The organism is Pseudomonas sp. 22085 (assembly GCF_052045815.1).
GTDB classification, from domain to species: domain Bacteria; phylum Pseudomonadota; class Gammaproteobacteria; order Pseudomonadales; family Pseudomonadaceae; genus Aquipseudomonas; species Aquipseudomonas glycinae.
Genome location: NZ_JBQEQA010000005.1, coordinates 32221 through 49304, shown reverse-complemented (window position 1 = coordinate 49304; position 17084 = coordinate 32221). Strand labels below are relative to the sequence as shown.

The window sequence follows — 17084 nt, the reverse complement described above, 5'->3', positions numbered from 1 at the left end:
CTCGACACTCTTTAGCAGTTGAAAAGGGACAACTCAATTCATCCCAGGCAGCTGGACCTTGGGCTTCACGTCGTTCTGCACAACGGATGCCAAGGGTGCGACCACTCCCTGGCTCTTGAGCAATTCGCCCATGGTCGCCTTGATTCGGTACTGAGTAAATAACTGAATGTTTTTGATTTCAGCCAGACGCCGTGAAGCGGTGAACAACTCGTTTTCGCTGTCGAGCAAATCCAGCAGGGTCCGTTCACCGAGGCTGAACTGACGCTGGTAAGCGGTGCGCACCGAGGTGCTGTGATCAACGTACTGCTGAGCGATCGGCACCTGGGCGTTGGCATTGTTCAGGGCGTTCCAGGCCAGGCCCAGTTCTTCATTCAATTGGCGCAAGGCGTTGTTGCGGATGTCCAGCGCCTGGTTCGACAGGTACGACTTGGATTCCAGATCTGCCTTGTTGCTGCCGCCCGAATACAGGTTGAAGCGCATGCGCAGCATGGCCTGCCATTCGTTGTTGTGACCGTTCTGGCCATCGAGGTCGTTGTCGGCAGTGCGGCCCAGCTCGGCGTCGAAGCGCGGGTAGAAGGTCGACTTGGCAGTCTCGTATTGCTTCTCGGCCGCAGCGATATCGGACTCGGCCGAGCGCAGGATCGGGCTGTTTTCCAGCATTTGCTGGCGCGCTTCATTCAGGTTGGCCGGCATCATCGCCATGAACGGCGCCGGACGCTCCAGTTGATCGGGCATCTGGCCGACGGCGCTGAGGAAGTTGGTTTCCGAGTCGGCGAGGTTGGTCTGCTCGGTGATCAGGTTGTTGCGGGCCTGGGCCATCCGCGCTTCGGCCTGGTCAAGGTCGGCACCGCTGCCGACGCCGCGTTGGGTGCGCAACTGGATCTGGTCGTAGATGCGCTGGTGGCTCTTGAGATTTTCTTCGGCCAGACGCACGAACTCGCGACGGGTCAGTACATCCAGGTAAACCTGGGCCACGGTCAGCGCGGTGCGTTCGGAAGTGCCGAGCAGGGAATACGCGCGGGAGTTGACGGTGGCTTGTTGACGCCCCACTTCGCTGGACGTCGCAAAACCGTCAAAAACCATTTGCGACAGACGTAAACTTGACTCACTGCGGTTCAGGGTTTCCCAGTGATTGCCGCCACCATTGGCACGGGTGGTGACGCTGTCGGTGCCTTCACGGCCATAACCGCCCAGCAGATCGACCTTGGGCAGGTATCCACCTTTTGCAGCCTTTAATTGATAATCCGCGGCCAGCCGACTGTTGACCCCTGCCTGGATTTCCGGATGGACATCCAGCGCCTGCTGCATGGCTTCTGGTAAGGATTGTGCTTGTACGAAAGACGCGGCGAGAGCGAAGGGTAAAGCCTTGAACAAGTGCGAACGCATGGTAAAGATTTCCCAGAACTTCTTGTCTTGAATCACAGCAAAATATTGAGCTGCGTCGGAAGATGGCAACCGGAATGACCGTATGTCGGAAAGTTTAAAACCGGAACTGGATCACACGCTGAAGGGCAGGTCGCCGCATAAATATCAATGTGACATTACCGGGACGATTGTTTAGGATGGCACCCAGAAGGTCAATAGTTTGGCATAAAGTTAATCGCGAAAGAATCTAGCCAAAATATTGACGAATTGCAGCGTCAACTTTGTTCCACCTTTTTTAAAGTACGTCCAGACTGAATCGGCGCAGACAGCCATCAGGTCTATGGAAGTCAACTGAACGTGACACCCGGAGAGTCTTCAATGAGCAGTGTTGTTGCCATCGTCAAAAGCATTGTCGGTCAGGTTTTCGTGGTGTCCCCAGAGGGCGTCCGTCGCGTACTCGTTGAAGGCGACCGGCTGTTTGCCGGCGATCAGGTCGACACCGGCGTTTCCGGCGCCGTGTCCCTGGAACTGGCCGATGGCCGCACGATTGATCTGGGCCGTGATACTCAATGGAGCGCCGATACTCCGGACTCCAGCACTGATCTGGCCGAAGCCACCGCGCAAGCCGCGCCGTCGGTAGAAGAGCTGCAACAAGCCATCGCCGCCGGTGTCGACCCGACCACCGCCCTTGAATCCACCGCAGCCGGCCCGACCGCTGCGGGGACTGGCGGTGCCGCCGGTGGCGGCCACAGCTTCGTGATGCTCGATGCGACCGCTGGCCGCGTCGACCCGACCATTGGTTTCCCGACCGCAGGCATCAACGCTGCCGGCCAGGCTGCGCAGAACATCACCGGCGGCCAGACCACCGACACCACCACCAACGCCCTGCGCGAATCGACCCTGAGTCTCAGCGCCACGCCGAGCATCACCGAAGCCGGCGGCGTGCTGGTGTACACCGCGACCCTGACCCAGGCGCCGCTGACCGACCTGACCATCACCCTGTCCAACGGCGCGGTGATCGTGATTCCGGCCGGTTCCACCACCGGCACCGTCAACGTGCCCCTGGCGCCGAACGACACTGTTTATAACGACCCGACCCAGATCGACGTGACCGTCACCGGCACCACCGGCGGCAACGGCATCACCGTGACCCCGCCAACCACCCCGGCCACGACTCAGGTCACCGACACCATCGACACCACCACCGTCACCCTGACGGCCGGCCCAAGCGTGACCGAAGGTGGCCAGATCACCTACACCGCCACGCTGACCAACCCGGCGCAGACGCCGGTGACCGTCACCCTGTCCAACGGCTCGACCATCACCATCGGCGCCGGCCAGACCACCGGCACCGTCAACGTGCCGACCGCGCCGAATGACGTCTATAACAGTGGCAGCACCGTCACCACCACCATCACGGGTGCCACGGGCGGCAACTTCGAAAACCTGGTGCCGAACCCGACGCCGGCCGTCACCAACATTGTCGATTCGGTCGACACCACCAATCTGACCCTGACCGCCACCGGCACCGTGGTCGAAGGTGGCCAGATCACCTACACCGCGACTCTGACCAACCCGGCGCAAACGCCGGTGACCGTCACCCTGTCGAACGGCTCGACCATCACCATCGGCGCCGGCCAGACCACCGGCAGCGTCAACGTGCCGACCGCGCCGAATGACGTCTACAACAACGGCGGCACCGTCAGCACCACGATTACCGGTGCTACCGGCGGCAATTTCGAGAACCTGGTGCCGAACACGACGCCAGCGACCACTACCGTTACCGACTCCATCGACACCACCAACCTGTCGCTGAGCGCCACCGGTTCCGTGGCCGAAGGCGGTTCGATTGTTTATACCGCGACCCTGACCAACCCGGCCGGCACCCCGGTGACCGTGACGTTGAGCAACGGCTCCGTCATCACCATCGAAGCGGGCAAAACTACCGGCACCGTGACCGTTCCGGCGCCAGCCGATGACGTCTACAAAGACGCCGGCAAAATCGAAGTCACCATCAAGGACGCCACCGGCGGCAACTTCGAGAACCTGGTGCCAAGCACTGTTCCCGCTGTCACCGAAGTGACTGACACCATCGACACGTCGACGGTCAAACTGACGGCTGATACTTCGGTTGCAGAAGGCGGCACCGTTACTTATACCGCTACGGTTGGCGCACCAGTCACCGGTTCACCGGTGACTGTCACTTTGGCCAACGGTCAGACCATCACCATCGAAGTGGGTAAAACCACCGGCACCGTGACCACCACCGCGCCGAACGACGCATTGGCTGGCAACGCACCACTGACCAACGCAATCACCGGCGTTTCCGGCGGTAATTACGAAAATCTGGTGGCCGACAAGACTCCGGTTTCGACCACGGTTACCGACGTTGCCGACACCACCAACCTGACCCTGAGCGCCACTGGCACCGTCGCCGAGGGTGGTTCGATTGTTTACACCGCGACCCTGACCAATCCTGCCGGCACCCCGGTGACCGTGACGTTGAGCAACGGCTCCGTCATCACCATCGAAGCGGGCAAAACTACCGGCACCGTGACCGTTCCGGCGCCAGCCGATGACGTCTATAAGGACGCCGGCAAAGTCGAAGTGACCATCAAGGACGCCACCGGCGGCAACTTCGAGAACCTGGTGCCGAGCACCGTTCCGGCCGTCACCGAAGTGACCGACACCATCGACACGTCGACCGTCAAACTGACGGCTGATACTTCGGTCGCCGAAGGCGGCACCGTGACCTATACCGCCACGGTTGGTGCACCGGTCACAGGCTCGCCAGTGACTGTCACTTTGGCCAACGGTCAATCGATCACCATCGAAATCGGCAAAACCACCGGCACCGTGACCACGACTGCACCAAACGATGTGCTGAACGGGCAGGCGCCGCTGACCAACTCGATCACGGGTGTTACCGGCGGCAACTACGAAAACCTCGTGGCCGACCAAACCCCGGTTTCCACCACCGTTACCGATACCGTCGACACCACCAACTTGACCCTGAGCGCTACCGGCTCCGTGGCGGAGGGTGGTTCGATCATTTACACCGCGACGCTGAGCAATCCTGCGGGTACGCCGGTGAGCGTGACGTTGAGCAACGGCTCCGTCATCACGATTGAAGCGGGTAAAACCACTGGCACCGTGACCGTTCCAGCACCTGCCGATGACGTTTACAAAGATGCCGGCAAAGTCGAAGTGACCATCAAGGATGCGTCCGGCGGCAACTTCGAAAATCTCGTTCCAAGCACCGTTCCGGCGGTGACTGAAGTCACCGACACCGTCGACACCACCAACCTGTCGTTGACCGCGACTGGCTCAGTGGCCGAAGGCGGTTCGATTGTTTATACCGCAACCCTGACCAATCCTGCCGGCACCCCGGTGACCGTAACCTTGAGCAACGGCTCCGTCATCACCATCGAAGCGGGCAAAACTACCGGCACCGTGACCGTTCCGGCGCCAGCCGATGACGTTTATAAAGACGCCGGCAAGGTCGAAGTGACCATCAAGGATACGTCCGGTGGCAACTTCGAGAACCTTGTTCCAAGCACTGTCCCTGCCGTGACGGAAGTCACCGATACCATCGACACCTCGACCGTCAGACTGACGGCTGACACCTCGGTGGCCGAAGGCGGCACTGTCACTTACACCGCGACTGTTGGCGCGCCAGTGACTGGATCGCCTGTGACCGTAACCCTGGCCAACGGTCAGTCGATCACCATCGAAGTGGGCAAGACCACCGGTACCGTGACCACCACTGCGCCTAACGATGCGTTGACCGGCAATGCACCACTGACCAACGCAATCACCGGCGTTTCCGGCGGTAATTACGAAAATCTGGTAGCCGACAAGACTCCGGTTTCGACCACGGTTACCGACGTTGCCGACACCACCAACCTGACCCTGAGCGCCACTGGCACCGTCGCCGAAGGTGGTTCAATTGTTTACACCGCGACCCTGACCAACCCGGCTGGTACGCCGGTCACCGTGACCCTGTCGAACGGTGCCGTCATCACCATCGAAGCCGGCAAAACCATCGGCACCGTGACCGTTCCAGCACCTGCCGATGACGTTTACAAGGACGCCGGCAAAGTCGAAGTCACAATCAAGGATGCAACCGGTGGCAACTTCGAGAACCTGGTGCCAAGCACCGTTCCGGCCGTCACCGAAGTCACCGACACCATCGATACCACCACGGTCAAGCTGACAGCGACCGAAACCGCTGCTGAAGGTGGCACCGTCACTTACACCGCCACTGTTGGCGCTCCGGTAACCGGATCGCCTGTGACCGTAACCCTGTCCAACGGTCAGTCGATCACCATCGAAGTCGGCAAGACCACCGGCACCGTGACCACCACCGCGCCGAACGACGCACTCAACGGTCACGAACCGCTGATCAACTCGATCACCGGCGTGAGCGGCGGCAACTACGAAAATCTGGTGGCCGACAAAACCCCGGTCAGCACCACCGTGACTGACACCGTCGACACCACCAACCTGACCCTGAGCGCCACTGGCTCGGTGGCCGAGGGTGGTTCGATTGTTTACACCGCGACCCTGACCAACCCGGCCGGCACTCCGGTCACCGTGACCCTGTCGAACGGTGCCGTAATCACCATCGAAGCCGGTAAGACCACCGGCACCGTGAGCGTTCCAGCCCCGGCCGATGACGTCTATAAAGACGCCGGCAAAGTCGAAGTGACCATCAAGGATGCAACCGGCGGCAACTTCGAGAACCTGGTGCCAAGCACCGTTCCGGCTGTCACCGAAGTGACCGACACCATCGATACCACCACGGTCAAACTGACCGCGACCGAGTCGGCGGCTGAAGGCGGCACCGTGACCTACACCGCGACTGTGGGCGCTCCGGTAACCGGATCGCCAGTCACCGTAACCCTGGCCAACGGTCAGTCGATCACCATCGAAGTCGGTAAGACCACCGGCACCGTGACCACCACCGCGCCGAACGATGCGTTGAACGGTCATGAACCACTGACCAACTCGATCACGGGCGTGACCGGTGGCAACTACGAGAATCTGGTCGCCGACAAGACCCCGGTTTCGACTTCGGTCACCGACACCTTCGACACCACCAACCTGTCGTTGACTGCGACCGGTACCGTGGCCGAGGGTGGTTCGATTGTTTACACCGCGACCCTGACCAACCCGGCCGGCACGCCGGTCACCGTGACCCTGTCGAACGGTGCCGTAATCACCATCGAAGCCGGTAAGACCACCGGCACCGTGAGCGTTCCAGCCCCGGCCGATGACGTTTACAAGGACGCCGGCAAGGTTGAAGTCACGATCAAGGATGCGTCCGGTGGCAACTTCGAAAACCTGGTGCCAAGCACTGTTCCAGCTGTTACCGAAGTCACTGATACCATCGACACCACTACGGTCAAACTGACCGCGACCGAATCGGCGGCTGAAGGCGGTACCGTCACTTACACCGCGACTGTCGGCGCACCGGTGACTGGCTCGCCTGTGACCGTAACCCTGTCCAACGGTCAGTCGATCACCATCGAAGTCGGCAAAACCACCGGCACCGTTACCACTACCGCACCGAACGACGCACTCAACGGTCACGAACCGCTGATCAACTCGATCACCGGCGTGAGCGGCGGCAACTACGAAAATCTGGTGGCCGACAAGACCCCGGTCAGCACCACCGTGACCGACACCGTCGATACCACCAACCTGACCCTGAGCGCGACGCCGGAAGTCAACGAAGGTGGCCAGATCACCTACACCGCGACCCTGACCAACGCTGCCGGCACTCCGGTGACCGTAACGTTGAGCAACGGCGCCGTGATCACCATCGAGGCCGGCAAAACCTCCGGCACTGTGACCGTCGATGCACCGAAGGACGACGTCTACAAGGACGCCGGTAAAGTCGAAACGACCATTTCGACCGCCACTGGTGGCAACTTCGAAAACCTGGTCACCAGCAACACCCCGGCGGTCACCACCGTCAATGACACCATCGACACGTCCACCGTGTCGCTGACCGCCACCGCCAACGTCGCCGAAGGCGAAACCGTGGTCTACACCGCGACCGTGACGGCGCCAGTGACCGGTTCGCCGCTCGTCGTAAATCTGTCCAACGGCCAGACCATCACCATCGCCGTCGGCGAGACCACCGGCACCGTGAACTTCGTCGCGCCGAACAGCCCGCTGGCGGGCGGCAGCTCGCTGAGCGTGACCATCGACAAGGCCACCGGTGGCAACTACGAAAACCTGGCGGTCGACAGCAAACCGGCAAATACCTCGGTTTCAGACACCGTCGACACGACCAACCTGAACCTGACGGCCACCGATTCGGTGGCCGAGGGTGGTTCGATCACTTACACCGCGACCCTGACCAACCCGGCGGGTACGCCGGTGACCGTGACCCTGTCGAACGGTGCCGTGATCACCATCGAGGCCGGCAAAACCTCCGGCACCGTGACCGTCGATGCACCAAAAGACGACGTCTACAAGGACGCCGGCAAAGTCGAGGCGACCATTTCGACCGCTACCGGCGGTGGGTTCGAGAACCTGGTGCCGAGCACGGTTCCGGCCGTGACCAACGTCACCGACACCATCGACACCACCACGGTGAAACTCACCGCGACTGAGTCGGCGGCTGAAGGCGGCACCGTTACTTACACCGCTACCGTCGGTGCGCCTGTCACCGGTTCGCCTGTGACCGTGACTCTGGCCAATGGTCAGTCGATCACCATCGAAGTCGGCAAAACCACTGGCACCGTCACTACCACTGCGCCAAACGATGCGCTCAACGGTCATGCGCCACTGACCAACTCGATCTCCGGCGTGAGCGGCGGTAACTACGAGAGTCTGGTGGCCGACAAGACGCCGGTCAGCACCACCGTGACCGACACCGTCGACACCACCAACCTGACCCTGAGCGCAACTGGCTCGGTAGCCGAGGGTGGTTCGATCGTTTACACCGCGACCCTGACCAACCCGGCCGGCACGCCGGTGACCGTGACCTTGTCGAACGGCGCCGTCATCACTATCGAAGCCGGCAAAACCACTGGCACGGTGACTGTCGACGCGCCGAAGGACGACGTCTACAAGGACGCCGGCAAAGTCGAGGCAACCATTTCGACCGCTACCGGTGGCAACTTTGAAAACCTGGTGCCGAGCACCGTTCCAGCGGTTACCGAAGTCACCGACACCATCGACACCACTACGGTCAAACTGACCGCGACCGAGTCGGCGGCCGAAGGCGGTACCGTCACCTACACCGCCACCGTTGGTGCTCCGGTGACTGGCTCGCCGGTCACCGTGACTCTGGCCAATGGTCAGTCGATCACCATCGAAGTCGGCAAAACCACTGGCACCGTCACTACCACTGCGCCAAACGATGCGCTCAACGGTCATGCGCCACTGACCAACGCGATCACCGGCGTGAGCGGCGGTAACTACGAGAGTCTGGTGGCCGACAAGACGCCGGTCAGCACCACCGTGACCGACACCGTCGACACCACCAATCTGTCGCTGACCGCGACCGACAGCGTGGCCGAAGGCGGCTCGATCGTTTACACCGCTACCCTGACCAACCCGGCTGGCACCCCGCTGACCGTGACCCTGTCGAACGGCGCCGTGATCACCATCGAGGCCGGTAAAACCATCGGCACGGTGAACGTTCCAGCACCTGCCGATGACGTCTACAAGGACGCCGGAAAAGTCGAAGTCACCATCAAGGACGCAACCGGTGGCAACTTCGAGAACCTGGTTCCGAGCACCGTTCCAGCCGTAACAGAAGTCACCGACACCATCGACACGACGACCGTGAAGCTGACCGCTTCCGAAACCGCGGCTGAAGGTGGCACCGTTACTTACACCGCCACCGTTGGCGCACCGGTGACCGGTTCGCCTGTGACCGTAACCCTGGCCAATGGTCAGTCGATCACCATCGAGGTGGGCAAAACCACTGGCACTGTCACCACCACCGCGCCGAACGATGCACTCAACGGCCATGCGCCGCTGACCAACGCGATCACTGGCGTGTCTGGCGGCAACTACGAAAACCTTGTAGCCGACAAGACCCCGGTTTCGACCACCGTCACGGATACCGTCGACACCACCAACCTGACCCTGAGCGCTACTAATTCGGTGGCCGAGGGTGGTTCGATCACTTACACCGCTACACTGACCAACGCTGCGGGCACTCCGGTAACCGTGACCTTGAGCAACGGCGCCGTGATCACCATCGAAGCCGGCAAAACCACCGGCACCGTGACCGTCGACGCACCGAAAGACGACGTCTACAAAGACGCCGGCAAAGTCGAAGCAACCATTTCGACCGCCACCGGTGGCAACTTCGAGAACCTTGTTCCGAGCACTGTTCCGGCCGTGACCCAGGTCACCGACACCATCGACACCACCACGGTCAAACTGACTGCGACCGAGTCGGCGGCTGAGGGCGGCACCGTTACTTACACCGCGACTGTTGGCGCACCTGTCACCGGTTCGCCTGTGACCGTGACCCTGGCCAATGGTCAGTCGATCACCATCGAGGTCGGCAAAACCACCGGCACCGTCACCACCACCGCGCCGAACGATGCGTTGAACGGTCACACACCGCTGACCAACGCGATCACTGGCGTGACGGGCGGCAACTACGAAAATCTCGTGGCTGACAAAACGCCGGTCTCGACCACCGTCACCGACACGGTCGACACCACCAACCTGACCCTCAGCGCCACCAATTCGGTTGCCGAGGGCGGTTCGATCATCTACACCGCGACCCTGACCAACGCCGCTGGCTCGCCAGTGACCGTGACCCTGTCGAACGGCGCCATGATCACCATCGAGGCCGGCAAAACCACTGGCACCGTGACCGTTCCTGCGCCAGCCGATGACGTCTACAAGGACGCCGGCAACGTGCAGGCCACGATCACCAATGCCACCGGTGGCAACTTCGAAAATCTGGTCCCGAGCACTGTTCCTGCCGTGACCCAGGTCACCGATACCATCGACACCACCACGGTGAAACTCACCGCCACCGAGTCGGCGGCTGAAGGCGGCACTGTCACTTACACCGCCACCGTGGGCGCTCCTGTGACTGGCTCGCCAGTGACCGTGAACCTGTCGAACGGCCAGAGCATCACCATCGAAGTGGGTAAAACCACCGGCACCGTGACGACCACGGCGCCTAACGATGCACTCAACGGCCACACGCCGCTGACCAACGCCATCACCAACGTGACGGGCGGCAACTACGAAAATCTGGTGGCCGACAAGACCCCGGTCTCGACCACCGTCACTGACACCGTCGACACCACCAACCTGTCCCTGAGCGCTACCAACTCGGTCGCCGAAGGTGGTTCGATCACTTACACCGCAACCCTGACCAATGCTGCGGGCACTCCGGTAACCGTGACCTTGAGCAACGGCGCCGTGATCACCATCGAAGCCGGCAAAACCACGGGCACCGTGACCGTTCCAGCCCCCGCTGATGACGTCTACAAAGACGCCGGCAACGTGCAAGCCACGATCACCAACGCCACGGGCGGCAACTTCGAAAACTTGGTGACCAGCACCACGCCAGCAGTGACCAGCGTTACTGACACCATCGACACCACCACCGTGAAGCTGACCGCGACCGCAACAGCGGCCGAGGGTGGCACCGTCACCTACACCGCTACCGTAGGTGCGCCAGTGACTGGCTCGCCAGTGACCGTGAACCTGTCGAACGGCCAGAGCATTACCATCGAAGTGGGTAAAACCACCGGCACCGTGACGACCACCGCGCCTAACGATGCACTCAACGGCCACACGCCGCTGACCAACGCCATCACAGGCGTGACGGGCGGCAACTACGAAAATCTGGTGGCCGACAAGACGCCGGTCAGCACGACCGTGACCGACACCGTCGACACCACCAACCTGTCGCTCAGCGCGACCGGCACCGTGGCCGAAGGTGGCTCGATCACTTACACCGCAACCCTGACCAACGCCGCTGGTTCGCCAGTGACCGTAACCTTGTCGAACGGCGCCGTGATCACCATCGAAGCCGGCAAAACCACCGGCACTGTGACCGTTCCTGCGCCAGCCGATGACGTCTACAAGGACGCCGGCAACGTGCAGGCCACGATCACCAATGCCACCGGTGGCAACTTCGAAAATCTGGTCCCGAGCACTGTTCCTGCCGTGACCCAGGTCACCGATACCATCGACACCACCACGGTGAAACTCACCGCCACCGAGTCGGCGGCTGAAGGCGGCACTGTCACTTACACCGCCACCGTGGGCGCTCCTGTGACTGGCTCGCCAGTGACCGTGAACCTGTCGAACGGCCAGAGCATTACCATCGAAGTCGGCAAGACCACCGGCACCGTGACCACCACCGCGCCTAACGACGTGCTGACCGGTCATGCACCGCTGACCAACGCCATCACCGGCGTGAGCGGTGGTAACTACGAAAATCTGGTGGCTGATAAAACCCCGGTTTCGACAACCGTCACCGACACGGTCGACACCACCAACCTGTCTCTGAGCGCTACCAACTCGGTCGCCGAGGGTGGCTCGATCACATACACCGCCACACTGACCAATGCCGCTGGCTCGCCAGTGACCGTGACCTTGTCGAACGGCGCCGTGATCACCATCGAGGCCGGTAAAACCACAGGCACCGTGACCGTTCCTGCTCCAGCCGACGACGTCTACAAGGACGCCGGCAACGTGCAGGCCACGATCACCAACGCCACGGGCGGCAATTTCGAAAACCTGGTGACCAGCACCACGCCAGCAGTGACCAGCGTTACTGACACCATCGACACCACCACCGTGAAGCTGACCGCAACCGCAACAGCGGCCGAGGGTGGCACCGTCACTTACACCGCTACCGTGGGTGCGCCGGTGACTGGCTCGCCGGTAACCGTGAATCTGGCCAACGGTCAGTCAATCACCATCGAAGTCGGCAAGACCACGGGCACCGTGACCACCACCGCGCCGAACGATGCGCTCAGCGGCCATGCGCCGCTGACCAACGCGATCACTGGCGTTACTGGCGGCAACTACGAAAACCTCGTGGCCGACAAGACACCGGTCAGCACCACCGTCACCGACACCATCGACACCACCAACCTGTCGCTCAGCGCGACCGGCACCGTGGCCGAGGGCGGTTCGATCATCTACACCGCGACCCTGACCAACGCCGCTGGCTCGCCAGTGACCGTGACCCTGTCGAACGGCGCCGTGATCACCATCGACGCCGGTAAAACCAGCGGCACCGTGACCGTTCCTGCGCCAGCCGACGACGTCTACAAGGACGCCGGCACTGTTCAGGCAACAATCAAGTCGGCCACCGGTGGCAACTTCGAAAACCTGGTGACCAGCAACACACCGGCCGTGACCAACGTCACTGACACCATCGACACCACCACCGTGAAGCTGACCGCGACCGCAACAGCGGCCGAGGGTGGCAACGTTGTCTACACCGCCACTGTCGGTGCGCCGGTGACTGGCTCGCCAGTGACCGTGACTCTGTCGAACGGTCAGTCGATCACCATCGAAGTCGGCAAAACCACCGGCACCGTGACCACTACCGCGCCGAACGACGCGTTGACCGGCCACACACCGCTGACCAACTCGATCACCAACGTTTCTGGCGGCAACTACGAAAACCTCGTGGCCGACAAGACACCGGTCAGCACCACCGTCACCGACACCATCGACACCACCAACCTGTCCTTGAGCGCCACCAACTCGGTCGCCGAAGGTGGCTCGATCACTTACACCGCAACCCTGACCAACGCCGCTGGCTCGCCAGTGACCGTGACCCTGTCGAACGGCGCCGTGATCACCATCGAAGCCGGCAAAACCACCGGCACCGTGACCGTTCCTGCGCCAGCTGACGACGTCTACAAAGACGCCGGCAACGTGCAGGCCACGATCACCAATGCCACGGGCGGCAATTTCGAAAACCTGGTGACCAGCAACACACCAGCCGTGACCAGCGTCACCGACACCGTCGACACCACCACCGTCAGCATCACCGGCAGCACCTCGGTGACCGAAGGTCAGACCGCAACCTACACCGTCAGCCTGACCAACCCGGCGCAAACCGAAGTCACCCTGAAAATCGTCTACAGCGGCACCGCCGCCGACGGTTCGGACTTCACCGGCGTGTACACCGTGAAGATCCCGGCGGGTGCCAGCAGTGCGCAGTTCAACGTTGCGACCATCGATGACAAGATCACCGAAGGCACCGAGAACTTCGTGGTCAAGATCGACTCGGCCACCGGCGGCAACTTCGAGAACCTGGCGGTCAGCAGCACCAATGGCAGCGTCAGCACCTCGATCATCGACAACGATGCGCCACCGGTCATCGACCTCGACGCCAACAACTCCAGCGGTGCAACGGGTGCCGACTACAAGGTGACCTTCACCGAGAACACCCCGGGCGCGGGCGTGTCGATTGCCGACACCGACATCAAGATCACCGACCCGGACAGCACCATGCTGACCGGCGCCACCGTCGTGCTGACCAACCGTCAGGACGGCGATGCGCTGAACCTGGGCAACAGCGTCAACGGCATCACCATCAATGCCAACAGCACCAACGGCACCGTCACCCTGACCCTGTCGGGCAACGCGACGCTCGCCGACTACATGCAGGCCATCAAGAACATCAGCTTCACCAACAGCAGTGAAGACCCGAGCACCGTGCCACGGATCATCACCGTGACCGTGACCGATGGCGGCAACTACTCCAACACCGCGACCACCACGGTCAACGTGGTGGCGGTCAACGATGCGCCGGTCGCCGCACCGGTCAACGTCACCGGCACTGAAGACACCCCGCTGATCCTCGGCTGGTCGACCTTCGGCGTCAGCGATGTCGACAGCCCGGCCAGCAGCCTGGGCGTGAAAATCACCCAGCTGCCGGGCGAAGGCAAACTGCAGTATCTGGACGGCTCGACCTGGAAAGACGTCGCCAACAACCAGACTTTCAGCAAGGCCGATATCGACGCCGGCAAGCTGCGCTTCCTGCCGGATGCCAACGAGTCGGGTGTGAACGGTTACGGTGGCACTGGCGTTGGTAACAATCAGGCCGACTACGCGCAGATCAAATTCCAGCCAACCGACGGCCAGTTGCTGGGCAACACTGGCACCATCAAGATCGACATCACGCCGGTGGCGGATGCACCGACCCTGTCAGTCGCCGACAACAGCGTGAAGTCCACCGGGCTGATCAAGGAAGTCTGGACCGGTCTGTCGGGCCTGGGCACTGATGGCAGCGGCGCCAACTCGACCACCCTGAAAAACGTGATCGATGGTGCAGGCAAGCCGAACACCAGCGGCACCGTGAACAACGTGCAGTCCGACGGCAGCGTGACCGCCGGCACCGCGTCGAAAACCTCGGGCCTGATCTATCTGGAAGCCGGCAAGACCTACACCTTCAGCGGCACCGGTGATGACAGCCTGCTGGTGACCATCGGCGGCAAGAACGTGGCCTCGACCACGTGGGGCGCGGGTGGCAACCTCAACGGTTCGTTCACCCCGACCACCAGCGGCTACTACACCCTGGACATCTACCACCACAACCAGAGCGGCCCGGGCAGCTACGACGTCAACCTGTCGGTCAACGGCAGCACGCCGATCGACCTGAGCAGTGCCGGCGTGCCGATCTACACCGGCGTGCAGGATCTGGTGAATGCCGGCGTGACGGTCTCCGATCTGCACGGCAGCAACGGCGAAGGCTATTACGACGGCTACAAGCTCAACACCGGCGCCGAAGGCACCACGGTGAAACTGTCGTCGATCAGCACCGCGCTGACCGACACCGACGGCTCGGAAACCCTGAGCATCAAGATCAGCGGCGCACCGGTCGGTTCGGTGCTCAGCGATGGCGCAGGCCACAGCTTCACCGTGACCGCCACCAGCGGCGACGCCAACGTCACCGGCTGGAACCTCGGCACCCTGACCGTGACCCCGCCGACCTACTACAACGGCCAGTTCAACCTGACCGTGACCTCGACCTCAACCGAACAGGTTGGCGGCTCGGCCAGCACCACTGCAACCATCCCGGTCACCGTGGTGCCAGCGGTGTATAACGCGGTGGTCGCCACCTCGGCGGACGACACCGTTACCGGCACCGACGGCAACGACATCATCGTCGCCGACATCGGCGGCCTGACCGTGGTGCCGGGCACCAACTACAACATCGCGTTCATGGTCGACAGCTCGGGCAGCATGAGCGCCTCGTCGATCAACGCCGCCAAGGACTCGCTGACGTCGGTGTTCAACACCCTCAAGCAGAGCCTGGGCGGCAGCAACTCGGGGACGGTGAACATCTTCCTGGTGGACTTCGACACCCAGGTCAACAAGTCCGTATCGGTGAACCTCAACGACCCGAACGCACTGACCTTGCTCAAGGCCGTGCTGGACTCGATGTCGTCCGGTGGTGGCACCAACTACGAGGACGTGTTCAAGACCACCGCCAACTGGTTCCAGAGTGCCGAGGCCGTGGCCAACACCGGGGCGAAGAACCTCACGTACTTCATCACCGACGGCCAGCCGACCTACTACCAGAGCAACGAGTCGACCAACCCGACGCTCTACGGCAACAAAACCCTCGATAGCCTGATCACCACCAGCAACTATCAGTTGGGCAAAGCTGTCAGCCTCTACCCGGACAGCTCGCACCAGATCGACATCAGTGCCTCGGGCTACGTGACGGTCTGGACCAAGTCCGGCGGCAACTGGTCGTACCAGAACTTCGGCACCTTGCACGCCCAGGGTGACGGTACTTACGAGTTCTCGAGCCTGGCGGGCAACGGCAGCAGCACCACGACGACGACCACCGATAACGCCAGCAGCGGTTTCGCCTTGCTCAACGGTTTGTCGAATGTGGAGGCCATCGGCATCAACAGCGGTGTCAGCCTCAACGACCTGAAACCGTACGATTCGGACAAGACGCCGCAAACCAACATCGATCCGAAGGACCTGGCCAACTCGATCATCGGCCACACCGAAGCGACGATGCCGGGCAACGACACCGTCAGCGGTGGCGATGGCAACGACATCCTGTTCGGCGACCTGGTGAGCTTCAACGGCATTGCCGGCGAGGGTTATCAGGCGATGCAGGCGTTCGTGGCCAAGGAAACCGGGGTCGACGTCAGCAAAGTCACCACCAGCAACGTGCACCAGTACATCACCGAGCACTATCAGGCGTTCGATGTGTCCGGTGCCCACGACGGCAACGACACGCTGCTGGGCGGCGCGGGCAATGACATCCTGTTCGGCTCGGGCGGCAACGACCTGCTCGATGGCGGCAAGGGCAATGACATCCTGCTCGGCGGCACGGGCAACGACACGCTGATCGGCGGTCAGGGCAACGACATCCTGATCGGTGGTTCCGGTGCCGACACCTTCGTCTGGAAGGCGGGCGACACCGGCAACGACGTGATCAAGGACTTCAAGGCCAGCGAAGGCGACCGCATCGACCTGCGTGATCTGTTGCAGGGCGAGACCGGCAGCACCATCGACAACTTCCTGAAGATCACCACGGTCGACGGCGTGTCGTCGCTGCAAGTCAGCTCGGGCGGCAAGTTCAACTCGGGCGATGCCGCAGCCGCCACACCGGACGTGACGATCAAACTGGAAGGCAACAACTGGTCCACGGCCAACATTCACAACCTGATTGCCGGCAGCGATCCGACCATCAAGGTCGACCACAACAACAGCTGATGCGT

The 17084-nt window shown here is 61.9% G+C and carries 2 protein-coding genes; one reads left to right on the top strand and one right to left on the bottom strand.

Translation table 11 applies throughout. The features are described 5' to 3' along the window. Positions 1 to 33: 33 nt before the first annotated feature. Positions 34 to 1386, bottom strand: a complete 1353-nt coding sequence (locus ACTJK7_RS07040; RefSeq protein ID WP_011331849.1) for a TolC family outer membrane protein — start codon at positions 1384 to 1386, stop codon at positions 34 to 36. Positions 1387 to 1743: 357 nt separating this feature from the next. Here ACTJK7_RS07040 and ACTJK7_RS07035 point away from each other — a divergent pair, with 357 nt between their 5' ends. Beyond that, positions 1744 to 17079: a LapA family giant adhesin gene (locus ACTJK7_RS07035; RefSeq protein WP_440819225.1), complete on the top strand. Its 15336-nt coding sequence runs from the start codon at positions 1744 to 1746 to the stop codon at positions 17077 to 17079. The last annotated feature ends 5 nt before the right edge of the window (positions 17080 to 17084 follow it).